This is a genomic window from Olsenella sp. An188 (genome assembly GCF_002160255.1).
Taxonomy (GTDB): domain Bacteria; phylum Actinomycetota; class Coriobacteriia; order Coriobacteriales; family Atopobiaceae; genus Thermophilibacter; species Thermophilibacter avistercoris.
Genome location: NZ_NFKF01000002.1, coordinates 315092 through 340945 on the forward strand (window position 1 = coordinate 315092; position 25854 = coordinate 340945).

At 68.9% G+C, this 25854-nt stretch carries 24 protein-coding genes; 3 read left to right on the forward strand and 21 right to left on the reverse strand.

Annotated features, from left to right (window positions below; translation table 11 throughout):
• Positions 1-223 precede the first annotated feature (223 nt).
• The 7 genes from B5F23_RS03790 to groES all read right to left on the reverse strand — a co-directional run bounded on the left by B5F23_RS03790 (position 224) and on the right by groES (position 6292).
• Entirely contained in the window at positions 224-748 is a 525-nt protein-coding gene (locus tag B5F23_RS03790) for a helix-turn-helix domain-containing protein (protein ID WP_087351956.1), read from the reverse strand.
• 190 nt (positions 749-938) lie between these two features.
• Positions 939-1364 carry a hypothetical protein gene (locus B5F23_RS03795; RefSeq protein WP_087351958.1) on the reverse strand — a complete coding sequence of 142 codons (426 nt, stop codon included), beginning with the start codon at positions 1362-1364 and terminating at the stop codon, positions 939-941.
• A 21-nt stretch (positions 1365-1385) separates the two neighbouring features.
• Entirely contained in the window at positions 1386-2039 is a 654-nt protein-coding gene (locus B5F23_RS03800) for a hypothetical protein (protein ID WP_087351960.1), read from the reverse strand.
• Positions 2040-2104: 65 nt separating this feature from the next.
• Complete coding sequence (locus B5F23_RS03805) at positions 2105-3304, reverse strand: AAA family ATPase (protein WP_087351962.1); 1200 nt, start codon at positions 3302-3304, stop codon at positions 2105-2107.
• A gap of 48 nt (positions 3305-3352) precedes the next feature.
• Positions 3353-3847: a YbjN domain-containing protein gene (locus B5F23_RS03810; protein WP_158096113.1), complete on the reverse strand. Its 495-nt coding sequence runs from the start codon at positions 3845-3847 to the stop codon at positions 3353-3355.
• Positions 3848-4317: 470 nt separating this feature from the next.
• Complete coding sequence (groL, locus tag B5F23_RS03815) at positions 4318-5955, reverse strand: chaperonin GroEL (RefSeq protein WP_087351966.1); 1638 nt, start codon at positions 5953-5955, stop codon at positions 4318-4320.
• A gap of 46 nt (positions 5956-6001) precedes the next feature.
• The gene (groES, locus tag B5F23_RS03820) at positions 6002-6292 is read right to left on the reverse strand and encodes a co-chaperone GroES (protein ID WP_087351968.1); all 291 of its coding nucleotides are present in this window, start codon (positions 6290-6292) and stop codon (positions 6002-6004) included.
• A gap of 296 nt (positions 6293-6588) precedes the next feature.
• Here groES and B5F23_RS03825 point away from each other — a divergent pair, with 296 nt between their 5' ends.
• Positions 6589-7461, forward strand: a complete 873-nt coding sequence (locus B5F23_RS03825; protein WP_087351970.1) for a hypothetical protein — start codon at positions 6589-6591, stop codon at positions 7459-7461.
• Positions 7462-7509: 48 nt separating this feature from the next.
• Positions 7510-8100 (forward strand): hypothetical protein, encoded by a 591-nt coding sequence (locus B5F23_RS03830; RefSeq protein ID WP_143786353.1) that lies wholly within the window; start codon positions 7510-7512, stop codon positions 8098-8100.
• Between the two features lie 23 nt (positions 8101-8123).
• Here the strand turns inward: B5F23_RS03830 and B5F23_RS03835 are convergent, their stop codons facing one another.
• From B5F23_RS03835 to B5F23_RS03850, 4 genes are all read right to left on the reverse strand, one after another.
• The gene (locus B5F23_RS03835) at positions 8124-10064 is read right to left on the reverse strand and encodes an NAD(+) synthase (RefSeq protein ID WP_087351974.1); all 1941 of its coding nucleotides are present in this window, start codon (positions 10062-10064) and stop codon (positions 8124-8126) included.
• A gap of 331 nt (positions 10065-10395) precedes the next feature.
• A complete protein-coding gene (locus tag B5F23_RS03840) occupies positions 10396-11166 on the reverse strand; it encodes an amino acid ABC transporter ATP-binding protein (RefSeq protein WP_275083201.1) in 771 nt (256 codons plus the stop codon).
• A 6-nt stretch (positions 11167-11172) separates the two neighbouring features.
• A complete protein-coding gene (locus B5F23_RS03845) occupies positions 11173-12450 on the reverse strand; it encodes an amino acid ABC transporter permease (protein ID WP_206392223.1) in 1278 nt (425 codons plus the stop codon).
• A 93-nt stretch (positions 12451-12543) separates the two neighbouring features.
• Complete coding sequence (locus tag B5F23_RS03850; protein ID WP_206392226.1) at positions 12544-13476, reverse strand: transporter substrate-binding domain-containing protein; 933 nt, start codon at positions 13474-13476, stop codon at positions 12544-12546.
• 199 nt (positions 13477-13675) lie between these two features.
• On the opposite strand from B5F23_RS03850, the gene B5F23_RS03855 reads away from it, so the two are divergent.
• A complete protein-coding gene (locus B5F23_RS03855; protein ID WP_087351976.1) occupies positions 13676-14959 on the forward strand; it encodes an L-cysteine desulfidase family protein in 1284 nt (427 codons plus the stop codon).
• Positions 14960-15352: 393 nt separating this feature from the next.
• Here B5F23_RS03855 and tsaD read toward each other — a convergent pair whose 3' ends face one another.
• The 10 genes from tsaD to B5F23_RS03905 form a co-directional block, all read right to left on the reverse strand.
• Positions 15353-17824 carry a tRNA (adenosine(37)-N6)-threonylcarbamoyltransferase complex transferase subunit TsaD gene (gene tsaD, locus B5F23_RS03860; protein WP_087351978.1) on the reverse strand — a complete coding sequence of 824 codons (2472 nt, stop codon included), beginning with the start codon at positions 17822-17824 and terminating at the stop codon, positions 15353-15355.
• Positions 17825-18054: 230 nt separating this feature from the next.
• Complete coding sequence (locus tag B5F23_RS03865) at positions 18055-18993, reverse strand: alpha/beta hydrolase (protein ID WP_158096114.1); 939 nt, start codon at positions 18991-18993, stop codon at positions 18055-18057.
• A 108-nt stretch (positions 18994-19101) separates the two neighbouring features.
• The gene (locus B5F23_RS03870; protein ID WP_087351984.1) at positions 19102-19893 is read right to left on the reverse strand and encodes a glycoside hydrolase family 3 N-terminal domain-containing protein; all 792 of its coding nucleotides are present in this window, start codon (positions 19891-19893) and stop codon (positions 19102-19104) included.
• Positions 19894-20181: 288 nt separating this feature from the next.
• Entirely contained in the window at positions 20182-20613 is a 432-nt protein-coding gene (locus B5F23_RS03875; protein WP_087351986.1) for a DUF3783 domain-containing protein, read from the reverse strand.
• The gene (locus tag B5F23_RS03880; RefSeq protein WP_087351989.1) at positions 20613-21200 is read right to left on the reverse strand and encodes a rubredoxin-like domain-containing protein; all 588 of its coding nucleotides are present in this window, start codon (positions 21198-21200) and stop codon (positions 20613-20615) included. Before B5F23_RS03880 ends, B5F23_RS03875 begins: the two co-directional genes overlap by 1 nt.
• Positions 21201-21276: 76 nt before the next feature.
• On the reverse strand, positions 21277-21678 hold the full coding sequence (locus B5F23_RS03885; protein ID WP_087351991.1) for a Fur family transcriptional regulator: 402 nt from the start codon (positions 21676-21678) through the stop codon (positions 21277-21279).
• A 245-nt stretch (positions 21679-21923) separates the two neighbouring features.
• Positions 21924-22406 carry a tRNA (adenosine(37)-N6)-threonylcarbamoyltransferase complex ATPase subunit type 1 TsaE gene (gene tsaE / locus B5F23_RS03890; RefSeq protein WP_087351993.1) on the reverse strand — a complete coding sequence of 161 codons (483 nt, stop codon included), beginning with the start codon at positions 22404-22406 and terminating at the stop codon, positions 21924-21926.
• A complete protein-coding gene (locus B5F23_RS03895; protein ID WP_087351995.1) occupies positions 22406-23020 on the reverse strand; it encodes a uracil-DNA glycosylase in 615 nt (204 codons plus the stop codon). The genes tsaE and B5F23_RS03895 overlap by 1 nt, the downstream gene beginning before the upstream one ends.
• Before the next feature lie 34 nt (positions 23021-23054).
• The gene (gene alr, locus B5F23_RS03900; protein WP_087351997.1) at positions 23055-24215 is read right to left on the reverse strand and encodes an alanine racemase; all 1161 of its coding nucleotides are present in this window, start codon (positions 24213-24215) and stop codon (positions 23055-23057) included.
• 23 nt (positions 24216-24238) lie between these two features.
• A complete protein-coding gene (locus tag B5F23_RS03905; RefSeq protein ID WP_087351998.1) occupies positions 24239-25849 on the reverse strand; it encodes an NAD(P)H-hydrate dehydratase in 1611 nt (536 codons plus the stop codon).
• Between the last annotated feature and the right edge of the window lie 5 nt (positions 25850-25854).

Sequence of the window (25854 nt, forward strand, 5' to 3'; positions counted from 1 at the left end):
GAAGCCCACACCAGAGGAGTGCGGGCTTTTCTCTCGCCGCAGCGCGCACTCAAGCACAGCTGGCGAGAAGAGCCCCGCACTCGATGGGCCTTCTCCCCTTCGGCGCCCACACTCCTCGGGTGCGGGCCTCGAGTGCGGCCCACGCTATGAGCGACAGGAGGGGTTCTCGAGACGATGGAGGCAACCGAGGGCTCGCCGCACATGGCGTTCCTCCTTGCCCACCCTACTCCAGCGAGATGGTCACGTGGTCGCCGTCGGGGCTGTTGACCTCGACGAGGGTGCCGGACTCGCCGCGGCTGATGGCGTCGGCGAGGAGCCTGGTGTCGACGTCGTTGTCAAAGACGTTCACGCCGACGCCAGTGCGCAGCACGGCACTCGCCAGGCCCAGCGGGACGTTGATGTTCACGTCGTCGCCGTCGTCGGCGTCGTGGACCTGGATGTGAAGCCGGTGCGCCCTTGCGGGCGGCTCCTCGGATACGGGCTCCGGCTCCGCGACAGCCTCCGCTGCCGCGCCCTCCGACGCCCCGGACGCCGGCTCCCCCGCACCCAGCAGCGCGTCCACCGTCACGCCGAGCGTGCGCGCGAGCTCCGGCAGCAGCATGATGTCCGGCGCGGAGAGGTCGTTCTCCCACTTGCTCACGGCCTGCGCCGTCACCCCCAGTTCGCGGGCCAGCCGCTCCTGCGTCATGCCGTGCTCCAGGCGCAGCCGTGCGATGCGTCGACCCAGCGTCTCGTTCTTCTCGGCCATCCGAGCTCCCTTCCTGCGGTCCATCTGACGCCACCAACTCTGTCACCGCAGCCGGCTGATTTCCAGCAACCATCCAGATACCCCATTCTACCAGCGGATACAACCAGTGGTTGAGTTGCTCGGAACAGGGCGGGCCCCGGCCGCCCCAGGCGGCGACCGGGACCCGCCACATCGCCCGTGGCCTCGTGCCCTACGCGGGCGCGAGCTGCTCGCCCACGAACCTCACGACGTCGGGGTAGAGGGAGGTCACGAACTCGACGCCCTCGTCGATGGAACGCTCGATGTCATCGAGCTCCTCGAGCGGCGTGCCCGAGTAGAAGTAGCGCACCTCCCCGTCGCTGAAGTCGACCCGCAGCTCGAGGGCGCGGTCGTCCTCGAGCCCAAAGACGAAGCGCTGCCACGCGCGACGGTCGCGCGCGCCCTCGGGCAGCATCCAGTTGGGCGAGAAGCGCAGGTAGGGGTGGTCGTCTCCCTGCTCGTAGATCACGGAGCAGCCGGCGCCGGCACGCTCGTAGTATGCGTAGGACGAGTCGTCGTCGCAGGGCGCGAACGCGGTTCCGCCCTGTCCCAGCGTCAGGCCGTCCAGGGGCGTGGCGCCCGAGCTCTTGATGGTCATCTCAGTCTCCTCTCCGCGCGCCTACGCGCGCTCCTCCGCTGCCTCGGCCTCGTCCCGACGCCGCTCGAGCAGCGTCTCGAGGCGCCTCCTGAGCTCGCTCGCGAGCTCGGCGGTGGACTCTCCCCCGGATCGCCGCGGCGGCGCGACCGGCTCGCCGCCGTCATCGTCGTCCCCGTCGTCGGGGTCGTCGTAGTCGATGAGCGTCCACGGCTCCACCCCGGCGTCGAGCGCGAGCATGACGCCGCCGAAGGCGTGAACGGTGGAGAGCGCGAGGCCCAGGACCTCCTCGACGTCGCGGCTGCCCGCAAACGCGTCGAAGGGCTCGGTCACGAAGACCGCGCGCCCGTCCTCGACGGCGAGCCCGGGCACCTTGAAGCGGCTCGAGTAGCACGAGAAGAGCTTCCGCGTGGCGCGCTCGAGCTCGGGAGAGACGCGCTGGCCGGTCTCCACGCGAACGACCACCATGCCGTCGTCGTTCAGCTCGACGATCCCGCGGGCGAAGGCGATGCCGTGCCTCCGACCGCTCGTCTCGTAGCGCGTGCCGTTGCCCGAGACGTCGTGGAACCAGTAGCGTCCCGAGCCCTCCAGCTGCTCGCGCAGCCGGTCGCGCGCCTCCCCCAGGTCGGGACCCTCCGGCATGAGCCCCAGCATCTCCACGAACTTCTCGCTTCTCATCACTGCTCCCTTCTCTCGGGCGCCCGGAGCCCGGGCGCCCACCCTTATGCGCCGCTCGCCCGCGCCTAGGCGAAGCCAGGCCGCCGACGGGGGACCTCCACGCACTGCGCCACCGCGGCCGTGACGTCCTCGTCCGTGAGGACGCTCTCCTCGCGCGCCCAGCTCGCCTCGCAGACCGCGTGGTCCACGAGCTTGCGGACGCTGCGGGCGTTGGAGAAGCCGCGCGAGGAGCGCAGCCGGTCCATCGCCGGCCCGAGCGCGCGATCGCAGCGTGTCTCGAAGCCCCGGTCGCGGGCCATGGAGCGAAAGATCTGCCCCAGCTCGTCGCTCGTGTAGTCCGGGAAGTCGATTCGGTAGCCAAACCGGTCGCGCAGCCCCGGGTTGAGGTCGAGCGTGGCGTCGAGCTGCTCCGGGTAGCCCGCGACGACGCAGACGAAGTCACCGCGGTGCGTGTCGAGCTGGTCGACGAGGCAGTCGATGGCCTCCTGGCCAAAGTGGGGCGCGCTGGCGATGGAGTAGAACTCGTCGATGAACAGCAGGCCCCCCAGGGCTCGCTCCACGACGGCCTTGACCTTGGGTGCGGTGTGGCCCACGTACTTGGCAACGAGGTCCGCCTCGCCGACCTTGACCATCCGGCCCGTGCCGTCGGTGATGCCCAGCAGGTCGAGGTACGAGATCAGGCGCGAGGCGAGCTCGCTCTTGCCCGTCCCCGGGTTGCCGGCAAAGACGAGGTGGAAGCACTCGATGGCGCCGCGTCCGTGGCGGGCCACGGCGCTCGAGATCTTCTCGAGCGTCTTTCGCTGCTCCTCCATGCCCACGAGCCCCTCGAAGATCTCCCCGGGGCCGGCCGGCGCCCTCCGCTGCCCGGGGATCACCTCGTCGATCCAGGACGCCCTGGGCTCCTCGCCCACGAGCTCGCAAAGGATCGAGAGCGTCTCCAGGTCTGCGCGCGCGGGCTCCACGGTCCGGTAGCACTCCACGCGGTAGGGCGTGTTCTTCTCGATGAGCTCCTTCGGCGAGGCGGGCGCGCCAAAGTCGTCCTGGACGGCAAAGAACGGCACCTCCCAGTTGCCCTCCTTGTCCTGCATCGCCTCGAGGAAGGTGACGTTGAGCCCGCGGACCTCGCGCACGAAGTCCATGCGCCTCCTGAACTCGTCCCAGCTCTTGCCCCACCGGTCCCCGCCGGCGGGACCCGGGTCGCCCTTCTCGCCCAGCCTCACGAGGCCGCAGTTGAACGTTGCGTCACGCCATCGCGACCCTCTCATGGTGCCTCCCTCCGCCGCCTGAGCCTTCGTTGCGCGCGACCGCCGCGCCTAGCCGAGCTTGAGGATCTCGGGCAGGGCGTCAAAGCAGACGCGGACCATGCTCGCGAGAAACTCCTTCAGGACGGCGAGGTTGGCCTCGTCGTATCCGGGGAGGTCCATCTCCGCGTGCATGGTGTCGTCATCGTCGACGCAGAACTTCGCGAAGCGGTAGCGGGAGTTGAGCTCGCAGGCCAGCTCCAGGGCGCGCGGGCGCCTCTCGTGCGCAAAGGAGACGAGGTCTCGGGTAGAGAGGTGGATCCCACCACGCTCCAGCGAGAAGATCCTGGTGTAGACCGTCGTGCCGTCCCCGTCGCCCACCGCGACGGACACGCAGTCGGAGTCGAGCTGGGAGTACTTGATGTTGAGGCTGTCGAGCAGGCCCTTTACCGCGCTCATGCACGGGCCGGACTTGTCGACCACGCCGAACTCCCTCTTCAGCTGCTCCATGAGCTCCTCGATCTCGTCCGCGCTCATGCCTTCCAGCGTCTCCTCGATGTCGGTCATTTCCGCTCCTCTCTCGCTCTTAACGTGGTTCCAACGTAGTGGCGGGGAGCAGGCCGGGTTGCGCAACCGCGACGGCGAGAGGGGGGGCGGCATCCAAGGAGTGCGGGCTTGGGAGGGCGGTTACGCGTCCGAGTGCGAGGTTCTTCTCGACGCTTGCTCTTGAGTGCGGTCCGCGGCAAGAAAAAAGCCCGCACCTGTGGAGTGCGGGCGAGAAGTGCGGGCGTTGCGCGGGACCACGGGATTTGACCGCCACTCGAGTGGCGGTCAAAGTCCCAAAACAGGCCGAGAAGAACCTCCAGAAGCCCTTTCACCGCCACTCGACTGCGTATCAACTTCCACCGCAGTCAAGGCCCATCACGCCTGAACTAAACGAGAGGAGGCCCCGGGTTTCCTAAGCAGAGGTTTCGCGAAGCGCACTTCTGCGTGGAAACCCGGGGCCTCCCCGAGTCAGGTTAGTTCAGGCGTTGAGCCTAGTACATGCCACCCTGGCCGCCCTGGGCAGCCGCCGCGGAGATGGCCTCCTCGATGGTGGTGTTCTTGGGCTCGTCGGAGACGGTGGCCTCGGTGATGAGGATGAGCGACGCCACGGAGGCGGCGTTCTGCAGGGTCACGCGGGCAACCTTGACCGGGTCGAGCACGCCCATCTCGATCATGTCGCCGTACTCGCCGGTGGCGGAGTCGAGGCCCTGGCCGGCGGGCAGGCTCTTGATCTTCTCGGCCACGACGGAGCCCTCGAAGCCAGCGTTGTTGGCGATGGTCTTCACGGGCGCCTCGAGGGCCTTGCGGACGATCTCCACGCCGATCTTCTCGTCGGAGTCGGCGGTCTCGACGCCGTCGAGGACCTTGGAGGCCTCGAGGAACGCCACGCCGCCGCCGGCGACGATGCCCTCCTCAACGGCCGCGCGGGTCGCCTGCAGGGCGTCCTCGATGCGGTGCTTGATCTCCTTGAGCTCGACCTCGGTGGCCGCGCCGACCTTGATGACGGCCACGCCGCCGGCCAGCTTGGCAAGGCGCTCCTGGAGCTTCTCCTTGTCGAAGTCGGAGGTGGTCACCTCGTACTCGGCCTTGATCTGGGCGATGCGCTCGTCGATGGCGTCCTTGGAGCCGGCGCCGCCCACGATGGTGGTATCGTCCTTGGAGATCTTGACGGACTTGGCGCGACCGAGCATCTCGGCGGTGACGTCGGTGAGCTGGACGCCGAGCTCCTTCATGGCAACCTGGCCGCCGGTCAGGATGGCGATGTCCTCGAGCATGCGCTTGCGGCGGTCACCGTAGCCGGGGGCCTTGACGGCGCAGACGTTGAGGACGCCGCGGAGCTTGTTGAGGATCAGCGTGGCCAGGGCCTCGCCGTCCACGTCCTCGGCGATGATGAGCAGCGGGGCGCCCTGCTTCTGGACGGCCTCGAGGATCGGGAGGATGTCCTGGATGTTGGAGATCTTCTGGTCGGTCATGAGGATGTACGGGGAGTCGAGCTCGGCCGTCATGTTCTCGTTGTTGGTCGAGAAGTACGGGGAGATGTAGCCCTTGTCGAACTGCATGCCCTCGACGGTGTCGATGTCGATGCCGAAGGTCTGGGACTCCTCGACGGTGATGACGCCGTCCTTGCCCACGACCTCCATGGCGTCAGAGATCTTGGCGCCGATCTCGGGGTCGGAGGCGGAGATGGTGCCGACCGAGGCGATCTGCTGCTTGGTGGAGACCTCCTGGGCGCCCGCGCGCATCTCCTCGACGACGGCGTTCACGGCCTTGTCGACGCCGCGACGGATGGCGATGGGGTTGGCGCCGGCGGCGACGTTGCGAAGGCCCTCGTTGACGATGACCTGGGCGAGGAGCGTGGCGGTGGTGGTGCCGTCACCCACGGCGTCGTTGGTCTTGGTGGCGACCTCCTTCACGAGCTGGGCGCCCATGTTCTCGATGGGGTCCTTGAGCTCGATCTCCTTGGCCACGGAGACGCCGTCGTTGGTGATGGTGGGGGCGCCGTAGGAGCGCTGCAGGGCAACGTAGCGGCCCTTGGGGCCCATGGTGGTGGTCACGGCGTCGGCGAGGGTATTCACGCCCTTGGCGAGCTTGGCGCGAGCGTCGGTGCCAAAAAGAATGTCCTTAGCCATTTCTTTCCTCCAAAGTTGTTCTCGCGATGCGCGATAGTGGTTGTGACTAGTCCTCGATGATGGCGTAGATGTCGTCGGCGCGAAGCAGCAGGAAGTCCTCGCCGTCGATCTTGACCTCGTTGCCGCCGAACTTGCCGTAGTAGACCTCGTCGCCAGGCTTGACGTCGAGGGCGATGCGCTCGCCGTGCTCGTTCATCTTGCCGGCGCCCACGGCGACGACCTCGCCGCGCTGCGGCTTCTCCTGCGCGCCACTCGAGATGTAGAGACCGGTCGAGGTCTTCTCCTCCTTGGGGGCGGGCTTGACGAGGACGCGGTCACCAAGCGGCTTCAGAGTCATGTTCAAGAACCTCCTTCTGGGGCGCCCGCACGGGCGCGCTTCTGCGGTGCCGACGACTGTGCGCGCACCGCCCTATCCAACGTTCAGAATCATACCCACCCACGCGGACTTATACCACCTCGCTAGAAAAAATCTTAGTCGCGGCACTTAGATTTTCTGAGGGCAAGAAGCGCAGGCGAGAAGAACCAGCCGCCTCGCGCCGCCCGCGGGGTCGCAGCCGCCGCCCGCCGCCTGAGCGCAGCCTGAAGGCAAAACGACTAGCATGGACTCAACGCCTACGACTGGAGGGCCGACCCATGAGGATCCGCACCGCTCTGACCGCCGTGACCGCCGTGACCGCCGCGCTCGCGCTCGTTCTTCTCGCCACGGGCTGCAAGGCCCAGACGCAGGAGGCGCCCGCGGCTGACGCCGGCCAGGACGAGGCCCCCGCCGCGACCGAGTCGGCCGACGAGTTCACCTCGACCGCGATGGTCGTCACGCTCTCCGACGGCCAGGTCCTCTTTGTAGACCAGGAGACCGAGACCCCCTACTACCCCACCCTGCCCGAGGACGCGCCCGAGCTCGCGACCGGCAACGTCGTGCGCGTGACCGGAAACGGCATCATGCTCGAGAGCTACCCCGGCCAGTATCCCGGCATCACCAAGGTGGAGGTCGTCGAGGAGGGTGCGCCCGAGGACGCTGAGAAGTACGCCGACCTGGTCTCCCAGCTCGACGCCAGCCGCGACCCGGCCGACCCGCCCTACGCGACGGTCGAGTACCGCACCGCAGACGCCATTGTCTCCCTCTTCCCGCTGACCTGCAGCTCGACGTGGACCTTCGAGCAGGACGGGGAGACGCAGACGGTCACCACCGACGCGCCGCACCCCATCCAGTACGAGGCCGAGGGCATGCCCGAGGCCACGGTCGACGGGCCCACCGAGGTCACTGCCAGCTTTGACGAGCCCGCCGTCTACGTCGACGTGACGCGCTACCTCGAGGCCGACATCTCCGAGGCGGCCGCGGCGACCGGCTCCGTGCACGAGCTGAGCGCGAGCGACGTCATCGGGGAGACCATCGACGCGCAGCTCGCGGACGGTGGCGTGACGCTGACCGTCGAGCCCGGCTACCGCTACGCGCTCGAGGTCAGCTTCGAGCAGGGCATCGCCATGTACGTCTTCACCGTTGCGTGACGCGAAGGGACTGTCGCTTCGTGTCATTTGCGTCGCTAGGGGGCTGCCATGGACACAGGAGGCGCAAGGCGCACACGCAGGTTCGTGATTTTCGCCGTGGTCGTCATCTTTGTGCTGACGGTGGGCTCGTGCATAACGCTGCCGCACGACCCCTCGGAGGACCCCGACCTGCCCGTGGCTCACGTGGCGGCCAGTGACGCACCGTCCGGAAGCGGCGTCGAGGTCACGACCTTAGACTGCGACTGGACCTACTGGAGCAGCGCCAACGGCACCGAGACCCATTTGAGCGTCGAGCAGGTAGAGTCGTACGAATTCTCAATCGACGAAATCCCGAGCGTCACGGCCGGGACAGACGGGCGGGTCAGCGTGAGCTTTGACCAGACGCCCGCTGGCGTAACCGCGCGGTGCTGGAGCGAGAAGGACATCGAGGCGTGGAACGCCCTGCCCCGCCGCGTCCCCCTCATAGGCCCGCTCGTCAGCCTAGTGCAAGGGGCGACCGACTTGCCCGCTGAGGAGGACACGTCCGTTGAGCTGACCGCCGACGGCACCGCCCGACTCCGCGTCGAGTCGGGCTACCGCTACGAACTCGTAGCAAGCTTCGACGAGGGCTGGGCGGAGTACGTCTTCACCGTTGCGTGACGCGAAGGGACTGTCCCTTCGCGTCACAGCTCCTCGAGCTCGGCGAGCCAGAGCGTCGCGCAGGCGTCCGACGGCATGCGCAGGTCGCCGCGCGGACTCACGGCCGCAGAGCCCACCTTGGGACCGTCGGGCAGGCAGCTGCGCTTGAACTGCTGCGCGAAGTAGCGCCGGTAGAAGACCTTGAGCCAGGAGAGGATCGTCTCGTCGTCGTACTTCTCGCCCAGGGCGTAGCGGGCCAGGCGGTAGACCTTGCGCGGGCTCGACCCGCGGCGCAGCACCTCGTACAGGAAGAAGTCGTGCAGCTCGTAGGGGCCCACGAGGTCCTCGGTCCTCTGCGCGATCGTGCCGTCACCGGTGGCCGGCAAGAGCTCCGGCGAGACGGGCGTGTCCAGCACGTCGAGAAGGACGCGCGCCTCGGCCTCGTCCCCACAGGTGTCGGCCACGTAGCGCACCAGATGGCGCACGAGCGTCTTGGGAACGCCTGCGTTCACCGCGTACATGGACATGTGGTCACCGTTGTAGGTGGCCCAGCCGAGCGCCAGCTCTGAGAGGTCGCCCGTGCCGATGACGAGGCCACCCTCCTGGTTGGCCACGTCCATGAGGATCTGCGTGCGCTCGCGCGCCTGGGAGTTCTCGTAGGTGACGTCGTGGACGGACTCGTCGTGTCCGATGTCCGAGAAGTGCTGGCGCACCGCGGCGGCGATGCCGACCTCGCGAAGCTCCGCGCCGACGGTGCGGGCGAGCTCGCAGGCGTTGTTGTAGGTGCGGTCGGTGGTGCCGAAGCCCGGCATGGTCACCGCGATGACGCCGTCGCGCGGAAGCCCCAGCAGGTCGAAGGCGCGCACGGCCACGAGAAGGGCGAGCGTGGAGTCGAGCCCTCCCGAGAGGCCGATCACCGCGCGGCACGAGCGCGTGTGCGCGAGGCGCTTGACCAGGCCGTGCGCCTGGATGGAGAAGACGTCCTCGCAACGCTCCGCGCGGCGGGCGGCGTCGGTGGGCACGAAGGGGTGCGGGTCAACGTAGCGGGTGAGCGTGGTCTCGCGCGTGGCCGCGTCCGCGCCCAGCGAGAACGACGCGACCGCATAGCCCGCGGCCTCGGGCGAGGACGCGCACTCGAAGGTGGACATGCGCGTGCGCTCCTGGGCGAGCAGGCGCACGTCGATCTCGGAGACGGCGCGACCGTCGCCGAAGGGTCTGCCCTCCGCGAGCAGGCGGCCGTTCTCGGCCAAGAGATCGTGCCCGGAGAAGACGAGGTCCTGCGTGGACTCGCCGGTGCCGGCGCTCGCGTAGACGTAGCCGCAGACGAGGCGGGCGCTCTGGCCGGACACGAGGCTGCGGCGGTAGTCCGCCTTGCCCACGATGGCGTTGGACGCGCTGAGGTTGCAGATCAGCGTGGCTCCGGCCTGCGCGTGGGCCGTGGAGGGCGGCGCGGGAACCCAGAGGTCCTCGCAGATCTCTGCCGCCACCACGAGCTCGGGGAGCTCCTCGCAGGTAAAGAGCAGGTTCGTGCCAAAGAGGGTGTCCTGGTTGCCGGCAAACAGGACGAGCGTGACCTCGTCGGGGCCGGGAACGAAGTGGCGCCCCTCGTAGAACTCGTTGTAGGTGGGAATGTGCGTCTTGGGCACGAGGCCGAGGACCTCGCCGCGGGAGACGGCGGCGGCGCAGTTGTAGAGCTTGCCGCCGGCGCGCACGGGCACGCCCACGAGGATGAGGGCGGGAAGGTCGGCGGTGCGGGCGGCAAACTCGGCGAGGCCCGCCTCGGCGGCGCGGACGAGCGACTCCTGCCAGAAGAGGTCCTCGCAGGTGTAGCCCGTGAGCGCGAGCTCGGGCAGCACGATGACGGCCGCACCGTCCTTCTCGGCAGCCTGGCGCGCGGCGGCCACGCAGGCCCCCACGTTGAAGGAGACGTCCGCGACGCGCACCTCCGGCGTCACCGCCGCGACCTTGACGAACCCATCGACCATGGCATCCTCCTCGTAGCCCGCCGGCCTTCCGGCACACGCTGAAATCGTATCACGGCCGGAACGGCGGGCGGTCCGGACGCGCCTGGAACCGCATTCGGGGACGCAGGCCGCACCTGGGGGCTGCACCTGGGGGCTGCACTTGGGGACCGCACCTGAGGAGTGCGGCCACAGTTCCGGTCTTGAGACAGCAAGTGCGCGGTTCTTCTCGGCGTATGGCGAGAAGTGCGGGCCGAGGCGAGAAAAAAGCCCGCACTTCTTGGGTGCGGGCTTCGAGTGCGGGCCAAACTTCGAGTGCAGACCAGACCTTGGGCGCGGGCGTCGCGTCGCGCGCCTATTCCAGGTAGCGGGCGAGGAACTCGCGGGTGCGCGGGTGCTCGGGCGCCGAGAAGATCTTCTCCGGCGTGCCCTTCTCGGCGATGACGCCCTTGTCCATGAAGACGACCTCGTCGGAGACGTTCTTCGCAAAGGCCATCTCGTGCGTGACCACGACCATCGTCATGCCCTCGGCAGCCAGGCGCCGCATGACCTCGAGGACCTCGCCCACGATCTCCGGGTCGAGCGCGCTCGTCGGCTCGTCGAAGAGCATGAGGTCCGGGCTCATGCACAGCGCCCGCGCGATGGCGACGCGCTGCTTCTGGCCGCCGGAGAGGTTGTTGACGTCGGCTCGCGCGAAGTCCGCGAGGCCCACCGCCTCCAGGTGCCCCATCGCCACGCGCTCGGCCTCGGCCTTGTCCATCTTCCCCAGCGTCACGGGGGCGAGCGTGCAGTTGTCGAGCACGTTCATGTTGTTGAACAGGTTGAAGCCCTGGAAGACCATGCCAATCTTCTCGCGCAGGCGGTTCACGTCCACGTGCTCGGCGGCGAGGTCAGCCCCGTGGAACCACACGTGGCCGGCGTCGGGCGTCTCGAGCAGGTTGATGCAGCGCAGAAGCGTCGACTTGCCCGACCCCGAGGCGCCGATGATCGTCACCACCTGGCCGGGCATGACGTCGAGGTTGATGTCGCGCAGGACCTCAAGGTCGCCGAAGGACTTGCGCAGCCCCTCGATGCGAACCATCGGCTCTGCGGCACCGGCGGCGCGCGATGCGGAAGCGTTTCTCATGATGTCCTACCTCCCCTGGCCCCAGCCGCGACGATGCTTCTTACCGTTCCGCAGGGGCACGGCGCTGACCTCCTCGGTCTTGACGGGCGTGTCAGACGTGCTGCCCATGACCTCGGCGCTCACGTTGAAGCGGTGCGCAAAGCGCCCGAGCAGCCACGTGGCCACCATCGTGAGGATGAGGTAGGCAACCGTGGAGATGAGCGCCGTCTGGAACTGCTGGTAGTAGATGCCGGCCACGGTCGTGGTGGCAAACATCAGGTCGAAGGTGCCGACGACCGAGAGCACCGACGAGTCCTTGATGTTGATGACGAGCTCGTTGGAGAGGCCGGGGATCGCGTACTTGATTCCCTGCGGGAAGACGACCTTGGCCATGGCCTGCCACTGCGAGAGGCCCAGGGAGCGCGCCGCCTCGGTCTGGCCCCTGTCGACCGACTCGATGCCGCCGCGCAGCACCTCCATCATGTACGCGGTCGAGTTGAGCGTGATGGTCACGAGGCCCGCGAGAAACGTCGTCCAGATGCCGTTGATCTGGGTGGTGGTGAGCGCGGTCATGCGCAGGATGCCAAAGACGCCGTAGTAGATGATCATGGCCTGGACCATCATCGGCGTGCCGCGGACCACCGTGGAGTAGAGCTTGGCAAAGCCCGAGCCGACGACCTTCCAGAAGCGCACGAAGTCGTTGTCCGGCCGGTCGATGGTCTGGATGCGCGCGAAGACGAGCAGCAGCGCCAGGAAAAACGCGATCACGGTACCAAAGACCGCCAGCTCGACGGTGGTGACAAGGCCGGTGAAGAACGTGTCGCGCCCCTGGTAGAGGATGTAGCACATGCTCTCGAGCATGGGCTCGGGGCGGCGCGGGTCCGCCGAGCTTGCGGCCTGCACGGCGACCTCCCACGCCGACGCCACGCCCATGACCACGCGGTCAACGAAGAGCACGAGCGCGATCGCCCAGATCACGTACGAGGCAAAGCGCAGCGCGCGACGGGCGCCCGGACGGGTGAAGGGCGCGGACTCGGCGTAGGTCTTCCAGTGCGTGAGCTTGAACAGCAGCGCGACGCCGCTCACCACGAGCCACGCCACGAGCACGTAGTACATCACGAACTCGACGGTGAACGCGTGGGCGAGGAAGCTCATCGCGGGACGCGGCGAGCTCGAGAGCAGCATGCCAGCGAGGGCGGCCGCGCTCGTGCCCAGAAGCACGTAGCGGTGGTCGTCGCAGAAGAACGAGGCGACGCGGCCACGCGCTCTTCTCGGCACCTGCTCTCCGGAGGGGGCGGAACCCATGTTTTTCTCCTTAGGGACAAACGCGTGCGGACGCGCGCCGAGAAGAACCTCGACACGCGTCCATCTTACGTGAGGGTGGGACGGCCGGGCCGGCTAGGCGGGCTGGCGATCCATGCAGTCGTTCCACATCTGCTGGCGCTCGTCCTCGGGGATGGCGTTGATGACCTCGTTGATCTGCTCGAGGATGGCGTCCTGGCCCTTGGCGATGGCCGCGTTGTCCGGCATGACGGAGCCCTCGAACTTGTCCTCCATCTCAAGCTCCACGAAGTTGGGGTAGGTCTCGAGCAGCTTGGGCACGGAGAGCATGGAGTAGGTGATGACGTCGCTCGTGCCGGAGGCGAGGCTCTCCACGACGATGGGCACGGTCTCGCCCGGCGTCATGTGGTTGATGTCGGGGATCTGGTCGATGACCGTGTCGTACATGGTGGCCGCCTGCCCCATGACCGACGCGCCCGAAAGGTCGGCGAAGGTCGTGGCGCCCGCGTAGGGAGAGTCCTGCGTGGTGATCATGACGATGTCGTCGTCGATGTAGGAGTCGGAGAAGTCGGCGGACTGCGCGCGGTCCGGGTCAACGGACATGCCGGCGCAGACGATGTCGATCTGGCCGTTGTTGAGCGCGTCGATGAGGCCGGCAAAGTCGAGCTTCACGGCCACGGGCTCCATGCCCAGGGCCTCGGCGATCATCTTGGCCACCTGCACGTCGTAGCCGTCGGCGTAGGCGCCGGAGACGTTCTCGATGGGGATGGTGTACTCGGAGGCCTCGGAGACCTGCCAGTTGTACGGGGCGTAGGCCGCCTCCATGCCCACGCGCAGGGTGGTGCCGTCGCCGAGCGTGGCGGCCTCGGTCGAGGCGTCGGCGTCGGCGCTGGCGTCGGAGGAGTCGTCAGTGGTCGCGTCCTGCGCGGCGGGGCCGCAGCCGGAAAGGACTACCAGGCTTCCCATGCCCGCCACGAGGCTCGAGATCTTGAGGAAGTCGCGGCGAGAGACTCTGTCGGATACGTACACGTGCGTGGGGGTGGCCTTCATGGTGGTTCCTTTCCCTTTTGTGTGAAATCCCCTTCCGCGCGACGCAACCGGAGGGGACCCATTCCCCTCCCCCTTGCAAGCGGGCGCACCCGATGCGAGAAAGTTACGCGCACGTCGGCAGGATAGCGCGCGGCGAGAAGAACCTCGAGCTGATACCATGCTGAGAAACATCGCTGTAACGCCTTGCCCAGGAGGGTCCATGGACCAGGAGACCTACGACGCCTACGTCGCCATCCTCGAGGAGGAGCTCGTCTGCGCGATGGGCTGCACCGAGCCCATCGCGGTGGCGCTCGCCGCCGCGAAGGCCCGCGAGGCGCTCGGCACGCTGCCAGAGCGCATCGACGTGGCCGCAAGCGCGAACATCATCAAGAACGTCAAGAGCGTCGTCGTACCCAACACCGGCGGCGCGCACGGCATCGAGGCGGCGGCAGCGGCCGGCGCGGTGGCGGGAGACGCCGGCGCCGAGCTCGAGGTGCTCGCCGGCGTGCGCGAGGAGCAGATCGCGCAGATGCACGCGTTTCTCGCCGAGCACGAGGTCGCGGTGCGCCCGTCCGAGCGGCCCTGGGTCTTTGACATCCAGGTGCGCGCGGAGGCCGCCGGGCACGCGGCGCTCTGCGAGATCGCGGGCGGCCACACCAACGTCATCCGGCTCGAGCGCGACGGGGAGGTTCTTCTCGCCCGGTCGTACGAGGAGGCCGCGGGCGCGTCCGACGCCCCGACGGACCGCAGCTGCCTCACGGTCGAGAAGATCGTCGAGTTTGCGGGCGAGGTAGACCTGGACGACGTGCGCGCCGTGCTGGAGCGCCAGGTCGAGTGCAACGTTGCCATCGCCGAGGCGGGACTTGCCAGCAGCTGGGGCGCCAACGTGGGGTCCGTGCTGCTGTCCGCCTACGGCGACGCCGTCGCCAACCGGGCCAAGGCGTGGGCGGCGGCTGGATCGGACGCGCGCATGGGCGGCTGCGAGCTGCCGGTGGTCATCAACTCCGGGAGCGGCAACCAGGGCATCACCGCGAGCGTCCCGGTTGTGGTCTACGCGCGCGAGCTGGGCGCGAGCCACGAGGAGCTGCTGCGTGCGCTGGTGGTGTCCAACCTGGTGAGCATCCATCTCAAGACGGGCATCGGCAAGCTGTCCGCGTACTGCGGCGCCACGAGCGCGGGCGCGGGCGCGGCGGCCGGCATCACGTACCTGTACGGCGGACGCTACCGCGAGGTGGCCCACACCGTGGTCAACGCCCTGGCCATCGACTCGGGCATGGTGTGCGACGGCGCCAAGGCGAGCTGCGCGGCCAAGATCGCGAGCGCGGTGGAGGCGGGCCTGCTCGGCATGCAGATGCAGCGGCGCGGCGAGCAGTTCTTTGGCGGGGACGGCATCGTGGTCAAGGGCGTGGAGAACACGATCCGCAACGTGGGCGTGCTCGCGGCCCAGGGCATGCGCGAGACGGACCGGACGATCATCGAGCTCATGTGCGGCGGCGCGTGCTAAAGCGCACCTGTGCCGAGGCCCGGCCGGCAAGGCGTGGGCTGGCTGCGCATGCAAAATGTTGAATCGCTCCATGCGTAAGCGAGATTCTTCTCGCCATTTGTCGGTCTTTGGGGAGGCTGCGCATGGCGTGATTAAGCGATTTGGACACGCAGCCCCGCCGGAAGGCTCGGTGGTGGAGTTACGCATGGCGAGGTTGACTTTTTTGCATACGTAACTCGTTCCCGGAGCCTTTGAACGTGTTTGCGTATGCAAAACGTTGAAGCGCTGCATGCGCAAACGCTCCCAAACGCACAATCTGGCGAGAAGAACCTCAATTGCGCATTAGGCAGTTCAAAGTCTTGCATACGCAACCGTATACGATGGAGGCGCCGCAACGCCATCCCACACGTGACCTTACTCCCAGACGGGCGGGACGGGGGCATCGGGCGTGGACCAGGCACCGAGCGGCGCGTTGGGGTCCGCGTCCAGCGTGAGGGGCGAGAAGGACCCGGCGCGGAAGCTCCGCAGCGCCGCGATGCCGATCATCGCCGCGTTGTCGCCGCAGGCCCGCATGGGCGGCACCGTCACGCGCACGCCGCGCTTCTCGAAGGCCTTGCGGTAGGCCGCACGCAGGCCCGGGTTGGCCGCCACGCCGCCGCCGACGCAGAAGTCGCTCACGCCCGTCTGCTCCACCGCGGTCACGGCCTTGGCCACCTGCACGTCGATGACCGCCGCCTCGAAGCTCGCGGCCAGGTCGGGCAGGTTGATGGGGCGCCCCGCGCGGTTCTCGCCCTCGATGTAGGTGATGACGGCGGTCTTGAGGCCAGACAGGCTGAAGGAGTAGTCCCCGCTGTGCATCATCGCGCGCGGGAAGTGGATGGCCTTGGGGTTGCCCTGCGCGGAGAGCTTGGAGATCACGGGACCGCCGGGGTAGCCCAGCCCCAGAGCCTTGGCCACCTTGTCGAAGGCCTCGCCCACCGCGTCGTCGATGGTGGAGCCCAGAATCTCGTAGTCGCCCCAGGCACGCACGTGCACGAGCATGGTGTTGCCGCCGGATACGAGGCTCGCCACGAAGGGCGGCTCAAGGTCCGGCGTCTCGAAGAGGTTGGCCATGAGGTGCCCCTCGAGGTGGTGCACGGCAACGAGCGGCAGGTCAGCGGCCGCACAGAGCCCCTTGGCAAAGGCCACGCCCACCACGAGCGCGCCCACGAGGCCAGGCCCCGCCGTGCACCCCACCGCCGCGAGGTCCGCCGGCACCAGCGTGTCCACGCCAAAGTGCTCGCCGGCGCGCGCGAGCGTCTCCTCGAAGACGCCCACGATGGCCTCGGTGTGCTTGCGGGAGGCAATCTCGGGCACCACGCCGCCAAAGCGCGCGTGGAAATCGATCTGCGTGGCCACCACGTTGGCGCAGACCACGCCATGGGAGTCCGTCACCGCCATGGCCGTCTCGTCGCAGGAGGACTCGATGGTGAGGATGAGTGGGCCGGCTGCAGCAATCGCGGCCTCTGCCTCCGCGCTGCGCGGGGCGCACTCGATGGGCCACGGGCGGATGGAGGGCGCGGGCTCGGGGTGGTCGTCGGAGCCCCCCACGGCATCGGCGGCCAGCGGCAGCGGCGCGCGCAGAATCAGCGCGTCATGGGCGGGCTCGCCGGCAGCCGCGGCGTAGTAGCCGGGGCGGCGACCCTCCTCCACCAGGCCGAGCGCCGCGTAGAGGGCGCGGGCCGGGTCGTTCTGGGCGTCCACCTCAAGCGAGATCGTGTGCGCGCCGAGCATCTGCGCGTCGTAGGCCACGCGGGCCACGAGGCGCCGCGCGATGCCCTCGCGCCGGCGCGCCGCGTCCACGACGACCTCCTCGACCTCGAAGTCCGCCCCCGCAAGCACACCACCCGCAAAGCCGATGACCTGGCCCTGGTCGTGCGCGACCCACCAACTGCGGCCAGGCTGCGTGAGCTCCTCGTAGAAGAGCCTCTCGCTCCACGGCGTGTGGGCGGAGCCCTCGTAGGTCGCCGCCTCGAGCACGGCCACGGCGGCGGTGTCGTTGACGGTCATGGGACGCAGCTGCAGGTGGATGCCGGCCAGCGCGTCGTCCACGCCGGTGAGCTCCACCGTTGCCGGCACCTTGAGCCCCAGGCGGGTGCGCTCGGCCTCCTCGGCGTCCGAGAGGCGCGTGTAGATGGGCAGCACGAGCGCCGGGTCGCCGGACTGGGCGGCAGGCCCGGAAAAGACGCCGGCCTCCACGGCGGCGCGCAGCAGCCCCTCGCCCGTGGGGTACCACGCCTCCTCCGGCGAGAAGCGCGAGAAGCCCGCAGCCTCGAAGCGCGCGCGGTACTTGGCCAGGCCGTTGCCCGTGAGCGTGAGCTCGGCGGCGTCCGCGCGCTCGGCCCAGGCGGCCACGCAGGCATCCGCCTTGGCGACGGTCTCGGCGGCGAAGGTGCGGTGCGCGCCGGCGTCGTCGAGCTGGTAGATGCCGGGGTAGACCTCGCCGCGCATGGCGTCGCCGGCCACGGCGAGCGTGCCGCGGACGCCGGCAGCGCGCGCGGCCCAGGCCATCGCGTCGAGCGCGGAGGTGCCGAAGAGCGGGCGGCCCAGCCCGCAGGCCAGGCCCTTCGCCGTCGCCACGCCAATGCGCACGCCCGTGAACGAGCCCGGGCCGCGACCGGTGAGGACGGCGTCGACGTCGGCCATCGAGAGACCGGCGTCCGCGAGCGCCTGGCACGCGGTACTCACGAGCTCCACGTTGGCCTGGCGGCGGCACAGGTGGTCGCGCGCGGCCAGCACGGTGACGCGGCCGTCCGCGGCCACGCGCGCGACGGCGCACGCCAGCATGTCCGTGGACGTGTCGACGGCAAGGACGGTCTTCTCGGCGTAATCGACGGGGTTGCTCATTCGGGGCTCTTCTCGCTCGGAGTTTCAACCCCACCAGTGTAGCCCGGTTGGCCACCAAGCGTGAGGCTTTGCGAGAAGAACCGCCGCCCGAGCCGCCGCCGGGGTTTCATACGCACTCCACTGCGTATGAAACCTGCGGAGGAGACGGTTCTTCTCGCCAGCAACTGGGCTTTTGTAACGGTTCCAGGGTTTATTACGCAATCCACTGGCGGTCAAACCGCCGAAGGGGCCTATGACTCCGCGACCGCCCCGGAGACGAGCTCAGACGCCCAGCCGCAGACGTCGTCAAGCTCGTCGTCACTAAACCCGTGGCCCGCGCCCGGCAGCACGTGGAGCTCGGCGTTGGCGTAGACCTCCGCCGCGCGCTCGGAGTATGCGAGCGGCACCACGGCGTCCGCGTCCCCGTGGGCGATAAGGACCGGGCCCTCGTAGGCCCCGATCTCCGCAAACGGGTCGAGGCCGAGAATGTCCGCGTAGTAGCGCCGGCCGACAGTGACGCCAAAGAGCCCGTCGACCTCGCCCTCGGGAATCTCGTCCACGGACGAGAAGCGCGCCCGCGCGTCGTCGGGAATGGAGAAGGCCGGGTAGACCAGGACGAGACCCGCCACGTCCGCCGGGCGGCGTGCCGCCACGAGCGCCGAGACCAGCCCGCCTTGGCTCTCCCCCATCAGGAAGAGCCGATCGGGCTCAACGTGGCCCTGCTCAAGAAGGCTGTCCATCACCAGCTCGAGGTCGGCGGCCTCCGTCTCCACGGACATGTCGAGCATGCTGCCGTCGCTCGCGCCGCTCGGGGAGCCGCCGCGGAAGTCGAACACGTAGCACGCCGCCCCCGCCGCGGCAAGGCGCTCGGCGTCGCGTGCCGTGGCGGTCCAGCTGCTCGCAAAGCCGTGGGAGACCACGACGAGCGGGGTCTTCTCGTCCGCGCCATCGGGCAGGTAGAGGCGACCGTAGATGCGCTGGCCGTCCGTGCCGAACGGGAGCACGTAAGCCGCGTAGCCGTCCCCCTCCTCAACGAGGCGCAGGTCGTCGCGCACGACGGCGGACGACTGGTCGGCGGACGGGGACTCGGTCGGGCCCGCGCCCCGCCCGGGCGTGCAGCCGGCAAGCCCCGTGGCCAGCGTCGCCGCCGCAAGCGCCGCGACAGCCCAGCACGTGAATCGCCCTCGCATGCGTCCCCCTCTCGCCAGTGCCATCATACGCGGCCCCGCAAACGCCGCGAAGAGGCGCCGGCCCGCACGGACCGACGCCCCAATGATACAAAGGACTGTCCCTTTGTATCACTTCTCCTCTGCAGACTCGCGACGACGCCTGACGACGCGCCGCGCGATGAGCCCGGCCGCGAGCGCCGCCAGCGCCACGCCCACGCCGGTCACGCCCCAGCGGATCTGGTCGGCCTTCTGCATGCCGCCCACGCCGGACGAGTAGGTGCTCCCCGGCATGGCCCCGTTCATGCAGTGCGTGTTGGCCATCACGTAGAGCAGGTGATGCACCGCCTCACGCGCGTAGCGGTACTGCGCCGCGTCGGACGAGTCAAAGGTCCACGTGTCGGTGGGGTCGCTCGCCGTGAGCTTGGAGTCGGCGCCGGCCTCGATCATCTGACCCGCGTTCATGAACACGCCCGTGTCCGCGTTGTCCGTGATAATCCAGCCGTCAAAGCCCCACTCTCCGCGCACGACGCCCGTTATGAGGTCGTAGTCGCCGCCCACCCACGTGGCGCCCACGCGGTTGAACGCCGTCATGAGGCCCTGGCAGGCGCGGAACTCCCGCGTGGCCATCTCGTAGCCGCCGTCGTCGGTCGCGCGCACGTAGGAGAGCTCGACGTTGCCCACCTTCATGCACATCTCGAAGGGGCGCAGGTAGAGCTCGCGGGCAGACTGCTCGCTCAGCCACGTGGCCATGGAGAACTGCCCGGAGCGGTCGCCGCGGTGGTTCTCCTGGTCGTTGAAGGCAAAGTGCTTGATGAGCGTGTAGACGCCCTTCTCGGCAGCGCCCAGAACCTGAGCGAGTCGACGCTCTGGACAAACGTGGCGGCAAAGACCTGCGGCAGCTCCCCCATGGCGTCCCCTCACATCGACGGAATCCCGGCGAGCCTAGTGTAGCCGCATGGCGGACAGGATCGGGGCCGACGCACCACCCGCGCCGTTTGCGTCACAACCCGGCACCCAAGGCGCGCCCCGGGCCGTCCCCGGGCGAGAAGAACCTCGCGTTGAATTGATACGCAGTGGAGTGCGGATCGACTCCACGGGCCGATGGTTCTTCTCGCCGGTACCCGGGGCTTTGTAACGGTTCTAGAGTTTATTACGCAGTCCAGTGGTGGTCTTCCCCCCGGCGAGAAGGACCTCGCGCCCCGGAGCGACTCACGCGTTGGCCGCGTGCTCCGCCGCCACGGCCTCGATCAGGCGCACGAGCGGCCAGGTGCGGTTGGCCTTGGTGAGCAGCGCCTTGGCGCCCACCGTGCACCCCGCCTCGCGGCTCCGGGCGAGAAACTCGTCAACCTGCGCGTTCGTCAGGCCGCAGAGCAGGACGAACTCCCCGCATTCCGGGGCCGGCCCCGCGTAGTCAACGGACGCGGGCCTGAAGCCGACGAGCCGCGCGAAGGCGCCCGCCGGGTCCCCGAGCCGCTCGTACGTCGCCGTCCGAGCCACCACGCCCATCTCGCGCAGCACCGCGCGCATCGCCGCGCCCTTCTCGCCAGAAGGGTCAAGCCCCCAGAGCACCGCGCATGCCGCGGGCCCCGAGGGCTTGGCCTTCTTCGATCCGACGGCCTTCTTCTTGGGCCGACCAGCCATTAGCCGAAGTAGCGCTCGAGCAGGCCCTTGAGAGCCTTGCCGTGGCGGGCCTCGTCACGAGCCATCTCGTGGACGGTGTCGTGGATGGCGTCGAGACCGTTCTTCTTGGCGCAGGCGGCGAGCTCCGTCTTGCCGGCGGTGGCGCCGAACTCGCAATCGACGCGCCAGGCGAGGTTGGCCTTGGTGGAGGCCTTCATGTTGGGCTCGAGCTCCTCGCCGAGCAGCTCGGCGAACTTGGAGGCGTGCTCGGCCTCCTCGTAGGCGGCCTTCTCCCAGTACAGGCCGATCTCCGGGTAGCCCTCGCGGTGGGCGATGCGCGCCATGCAGAGGTACATGCCGACCTCGGAGCACTCGCCGGTGAAGTTGGCCTTGAGCTGCTCGAGGATGTAGGCCTTGTCCTCGTCGGAGATGTCGGCGTTGTCCTTGACGGTCTTGGCGTAGATGCCGTACTCGTGCTCGGCGGCGAGCTTCAGCTCACCCTCGACCTTCTCGAACTGGCTGGCCGGCGCCTTGCAGACGGGGCACTCGGCGGGCGGCTCGGCGCCCTCGTAGATGTAGCCGCAGACCTTGCAGACCCACTTGTCCATGGTAACCCTCCTGATCGTCGTGGTGGCGGGGCCCCTCGACCCCGCCTCCTCTCCTATGCACACGGCCCCGGTCGCCCTAGGCCGAGCGTGCCTCACTTGCCTGACACGCGGGGCACACCCCGTCGAACTGCAGCGAGTGGCCGTCGATCTGGTAGCCGCTCGCGCGCGCCGCCGCCTCGTCGACCTCCGACGAGAGTAGCGGGATCATCACGTCGTCCACGCGACCGCAGCGGACGCAGCGCACGTGGTAGTGCGCGAACGGGCGGTGGTCAAAGCGGTCCGCACCGTTGTTGATGCGCACGCGCCCAATTGCGCCCTCGTCCGCCAGGCGGCCGAGCGTGCGGTACACCGTTGCCCGCCCGATCGTGGGATGCTCCTCGTGCACGGCCTCGTAGACCTCGTCTGCGGTGGGATGGTTGGCCAGCTCGCGCAGCGCTCCGGCGATGATCGTGCGCTGAACGGTGTTTCTGCTGGTCATGGCTACCTCCCCTCGCTGACAAGCTCATTGTAGCAAAGTGAGACTCTATATCAACTGAGAATTTCTCTCATTTTGTGGCGTCAGAAGTCGGCAGAGCCCGGTTGTCAGTGCTTTTTTGCGGCCACCCAAAGTATCACCTCACAGGTGACATTTCCTGACCTGCGGGTTTGAGGCGGCACCCAAGCCTGCTACTCGCCCCGCCGCCCAAAAACCACCGACAACCCCAGCAGGCACGTCCTCCGTCCCTACAGCGCGGCGAGAAGAGCCTCGCCTCGCGCATCGTGCGCCACCAGACGCACCTCGCGCGGGGGCTCCTCGCCCGGCGCCGCCCCGTCCTCGAGGCGCGTCACGAAGACGTCCACGCGCGCGTCGCCGATCTCCTCGGCAAACTGCTCCCCCCACTCGATCGAGCAGACGCCGTCGGCGCCCAGCACGTCAAAGATGCCCGTGTCCTCGAGCTGGTCGGGGTCGTCGAGCCGGTAGAGGTCAAAGTGGTAGAGCGGCATCTCGGCGCCCTCGTAGACCATCTCAATCGTGAAGGTGGGGCTCGTGACGTCGCCCACCACGCCCATCCCCGCGGCAATCCCCTTGGTGAGCTGGGTCTTCCCCGCCCCGAGATCGCCCGTCAGCACGAGCACGTCGCCGGCCTCCAGGGCCCGCCCGATCTTCTCGCCCAGCGCTATGGTCTGATCGCGCGAGCCGGTGACAAAGCGTCTCTCGACAGCCATCAGGCCTCCCCTCCCGCCGGGTGCTCGGCGAGCCAGGCGCCCACCATGCGCAGGTCGTCCTCAAGGAGCGGCTGCCAGTCGGAGTGGTAGATGCAGGCCGCCGGGTGGAACGTGGGGCACACCACGAAGTGGCCCGTCTGGTAGAGCTGGCCGCGCAGCGAGGTCACGCCTGCGCTGGTGCGCAGCACGAACTGCGAGGCGAAGTTGCCCAGGCACACGATGACGTCGGGCCAGATGCTCCTGATCTGCTCGCGCAGGAAGGGGGAGCAGGCCTCGATCTCCTCGGGCTTGGGGTTTCGGTTTCCGGGAGGACGGCACTTGACCACGTTTGCGATGTAGATCTCGTCACGCGTGAGGCCGGCGCAGGCGAGAAGCGAGTCGAGCTTCTTGCCCGCCGCCCCCACGAAGGGCTCGCCCTGCAGGTCCTCGTTGCGACCCGGCCCCTCACCCACGAACATCACGCGCGCGTGCGGGTTGCCCACGCCAAAGACGAGGTTGGTTCGGGTGGCGCCCAGCGGGCACAGCTGGCAGTTGCCCATGAGGTCGCGGATCTCCTGCAGCGTGACCTCGCGCGGGCGCTGGTGATTGTGGCCGGGTATGTGCATGACGGACATGAGGTCAAGCCCCCTTCTCTCGGCGGCGGAACCCTTACGTGTAGATCTTCTCAAGTCGCATCCCAAAGTCGCAGACCACCTCGTAGTTGATCGTGTTTCTCAGCCCCGCCATCTCCTCGGCGCTGATGCGCTCGTCGCCGTCCGCACCCAGGACCGTGACCACGTCGCCGTACTCGACCGGCCGGGTCGGGCGATAGGAGCGCGCGCTGTTCACGTCCACGGCGAACATGAACTGGTCCATGCAGACGTTGCCCACCTGGCGGCAGCGCACGCCGTTCACGAGGACGTCCATGTTGTTGGAGAGCTCGCGCGCGAGGCCGTCGGCGTAGCCGATGGGGACCGTGGCGACCTGGATGTTCTGCTTGGGGACGCGCCAGGTGAGACCGTACCCCACGCCGTCGCCCACGTTTGGGTACAGCACGCGCACCACGCGCCCGCGCACGCTCATGACCGGCTCGAGCTCCATGCGCGTCCTCGTGACCTCGGCGGGGTGCAGCCCGTAGAGTCCCACGCCCACGCGGCACATGTCAAAGCGGCACTCGGGGTGCATGATCGTGCCCGGCGTGTTGTCGCAGTGGACGAGCCCCGTCTCGAGCCCGGCGCCGCGCAGGGCCTCCACGGCCTCGCGGAAGCGGTTGAGCTGCAGGGCAAAGTCCCAGTCATCCGGGACGTCGGCGGTGGCGAAGTGCGTGAAGGTGCCCGCGCACTCGAGCCCGCGGTGAAAGTCTATGGTGCGACGCAGCTCCACCACGTCCTGGCGGCGCACGCCGATGCGCGTCATGCCGGTGTCCACGGCCAGGTGGTAGCGGGCCACGCGGTTTGCCGACGCGGCCGCCTCGCCGAGCGCGAGCGCGAAGTCGGCGGTGTAGACGGCGGGCATGAGGTCGTACTCGACGAGCGTCTCCACGCAGTCCACGGGCGGCTCGGAGAGCACGAGTATCGGCCACTCGATGCCCGCCTCGCGCAGCGCGATGCCCTCCCGGACCGTGGCCACGGCAAACTGGTCGGCGCCCGCGGCGTGCATGGTCTTCACGCACGGAACGGCTCCGTGACCGTAGGCGTCGGACTTGACGACGCACATCATCTGCGTGCCCCGCCCGATCAGGCGCCTGAAGGCCGTCGTGTTCCTCCGGAGCGCGGCGAGGTTCACCTCGACCCACGACCAGCGCGTCTCGGGGCTCACGACCCTGTCCATAGCTCCCCCTCCCGTCTGTCCGATCACGCCTCGCCGGCGTCGTCGGGATACATCACGTGCTCCTCGACTGCGTCCGCGGCAAGTCCTATGACGTCGATGACGTCGGTCGCCATGACCGCGCGCGAGCCCACGCGCTCCATCGCGAGCGACCCTGCGTAGCCGTGGATCTCGCACACGTACGCGGCGAGAAGGGCGAGGTTCACCTCGTCGGAGCCGTGCTGCGCGAGCGCGGAGGCCATCATGCCCGCGAGAACGTCGCCGGAGCCGGCCGTCGCCAGGGCCGCGGGGCCAGGCTTGGGCAGCACGGCGCGCTCGACGCTCACGCATCCCGTCGCGCACCCCTTGGTCACGACGACGAGCTCGGAGCCGCCGTCTGCCCACACGATGCGGCGCGCGGCCTCGAGCTGGCCCACGAGCGAGTCGGGGGTCCCGGACTTGGTCGTGAGCCTGCCGAGCTCGCCGCGGTGCGGCGTGAGCACGAGCGGGGACTCGCGGCGCGTGATCTCGGGGAACTCGGGGAGCTCCCCGCCGGCGAGGCGGGCGAGGCAGTTGAGCCCGTCGGCGTCCACGACGAGCGGGACGTCGGTCTCGAGCAGGGCGGAGACGATCGCCACGGTGCCGGCGCTCACGCGCATCCCGGGGCCCACGAGCACGGCGGACGAGCGCTCGGCGAGGGTCCTCACCACGTCGCGCGCCTCCGCGGTGAGCACGCCGTCGGCGTCCTCGGGAAGCGGGACGACGGGAATCTCGAGCAGGTGGGCCTGGGCGACCGGCGCGGCAGAGGCCGGGACGGCAAGGGTCACGTAGCCCGCGCCCATGCGGGCGGCGGCGCGCGCGGCCATGACCGCGGCGCCCGGGAAGCGGCGCGAGCCGCCCACGACGAGCACCGAGCCGCGCGTGAACTTGTCGACCGCCGCAGTGCGCGGGGTCGTGACCTCGAGATAGTCTGCGAGGTCGGTGCGCCAGGCAACGGGGTCCGCGTCGACCACGAGGCGCTCGGTCTGCTCGGCGAGCGGGGCGACGACGATGGCGCCGCAGACGTCGCGGCCGTCATCGGCAAGCAGGCCCGGCTTGAGGGCGAGCATCGTCACCGTCATGTCGGCCACCACGCACGCGCTCGAGGCGTGGCCGGTCTGGCCGGAGAGGCCGCTCGGCACGTCGACCGAGACCACGCGCGCCGGGCTCGCGTTCACGCAGGCGATCCAGATGTCGAAGGGAGCGCGCACCTCGCCGTGGAAGCCGGTGCCGAGCATGCAGTCGAGGGCCACGTCGGCCGTGGCGAGGAGCTCGGCGAGCTCGTCGCGCGAGGGGCCGACCACGATGGAGACGCCCGCGCGCACCGCGCTCTGCGCGACCTGGCGCGCGAGGTCGCCGGAGAGCTCGTCGGGCTCGATCGGCGTCACGACCTTGACGTTGACGCCGCGCGAGAGCAGCGCCTCCGCGGCAACCCAGCCGTCCCCGCCGTTGTTGCCCAAGCCCGTGAGGACCACGACGTTGTCCACCCCGCCGAGCTCGAGCACCTCCTGCGCGGCGGCGTACCCGGCGCGGTGCATGAGCTCGGAGACGCTCACCCCCTCGCGGGTGAGGGCCACCTCGACGCACTTGACGTCCTCGATGTTCAAAACGGGCTGCATGTGAT

Bases quoted from the DNA above. Each gene is read 5' to 3' on its own strand.
- B5F23_RS03790 (WP_087351956.1), bottom strand. From the start codon at position 748: ATGGCCGAGAAGAACGAGACGCTGGGTCGACGCATCGCACGGCTGCGC.
- B5F23_RS03795 (WP_087351958.1), bottom strand. From the start codon at position 1,364: ATGACCATCAAGAGCTCGGGCGCCACGCCCCTGGACGGCCTGACGCTG.
- B5F23_RS03800 (WP_087351960.1), bottom strand. From the start codon at position 2,039: ATGAGAAGCGAGAAGTTCGTGGAGATGCTGGGGCTCATGCCGGAGGGT.
- B5F23_RS03805 (WP_087351962.1), bottom strand. From the start codon at position 3,304: ATGAGAGGGTCGCGATGGCGTGACGCAACGTTCAACTGCGGCCTCGTG.
- B5F23_RS03810 (WP_158096113.1), bottom strand. From the start codon at position 3,847: ATGACCGACATCGAGGAGACGCTGGAAGGCATGAGCGCGGACGAGATC.
- groL (WP_087351966.1), bottom strand. From the start codon at position 5,955: ATGGCTAAGGACATTCTTTTTGGCACCGACGCTCGCGCCAAGCTCGCC.
- groES (WP_087351968.1), bottom strand. From the start codon at position 6,292: ATGACTCTGAAGCCGCTTGGTGACCGCGTCCTCGTCAAGCCCGCCCCC.
- B5F23_RS03825 (WP_087351970.1), top strand. From the start codon at position 6,589: ATGAGGATCCGCACCGCTCTGACCGCCGTGACCGCCGTGACCGCCGCG.
- B5F23_RS03830 (WP_143786353.1), top strand. From the start codon at position 7,510: ATGGACACAGGAGGCGCAAGGCGCACACGCAGGTTCGTGATTTTCGCC.
- B5F23_RS03835 (WP_087351974.1), bottom strand. From the start codon at position 10,064: ATGGTCGATGGGTTCGTCAAGGTCGCGGCGGTGACGCCGGAGGTGCGC.
- B5F23_RS03840 (WP_275083201.1), bottom strand. From the start codon at position 11,166: ATGAGAAACGCTTCCGCATCGCGCGCCGCCGGTGCCGCAGAGCCGATG.
- B5F23_RS03845 (WP_206392223.1), bottom strand. From the start codon at position 12,450: ATGGGTTCCGCCCCCTCCGGAGAGCAGGTGCCGAGAAGAGCGCGTGGC.
- B5F23_RS03850 (WP_206392226.1), bottom strand. From the start codon at position 13,476: ATGAAGGCCACCCCCACGCACGTGTACGTATCCGACAGAGTCTCTCGC.
- B5F23_RS03855 (WP_087351976.1), top strand. From the start codon at position 13,676: ATGGACCAGGAGACCTACGACGCCTACGTCGCCATCCTCGAGGAGGAG.
- tsaD (WP_087351978.1), bottom strand. From the start codon at position 17,824: ATGAGCAACCCCGTCGATTACGCCGAGAAGACCGTCCTTGCCGTCGAC.
- B5F23_RS03865 (WP_158096114.1), bottom strand. From the start codon at position 18,993: ATGCGAGGGCGATTCACGTGCTGGGCTGTCGCGGCGCTTGCGGCGGCG.
- B5F23_RS03875 (WP_087351986.1), bottom strand. From the start codon at position 20,613: ATGGCTGGTCGGCCCAAGAAGAAGGCCGTCGGATCGAAGAAGGCCAAG.
- B5F23_RS03880 (WP_087351989.1), bottom strand. From the start codon at position 21,200: ATGGACAAGTGGGTCTGCAAGGTCTGCGGCTACATCTACGAGGGCGCC.
- B5F23_RS03885 (WP_087351991.1), bottom strand. From the start codon at position 21,678: ATGACCAGCAGAAACACCGTTCAGCGCACGATCATCGCCGGAGCGCTG.
- tsaE (WP_087351993.1), bottom strand. From the start codon at position 22,406: ATGGCTGTCGAGAGACGCTTTGTCACCGGCTCGCGCGATCAGACCATA.
- B5F23_RS03895 (WP_087351995.1), bottom strand. From the start codon at position 23,020: ATGTCCGTCATGCACATACCCGGCCACAATCACCAGCGCCCGCGCGAG.
- alr (WP_087351997.1), bottom strand. From the start codon at position 24,215: ATGGACAGGGTCGTGAGCCCCGAGACGCGCTGGTCGTGGGTCGAGGTG.
- B5F23_RS03905 (WP_087351998.1), bottom strand. From the start codon at position 25,849: ATGCAGCCCGTTTTGAACATCGAGGACGTCAAGTGCGTCGAGGTGGCC.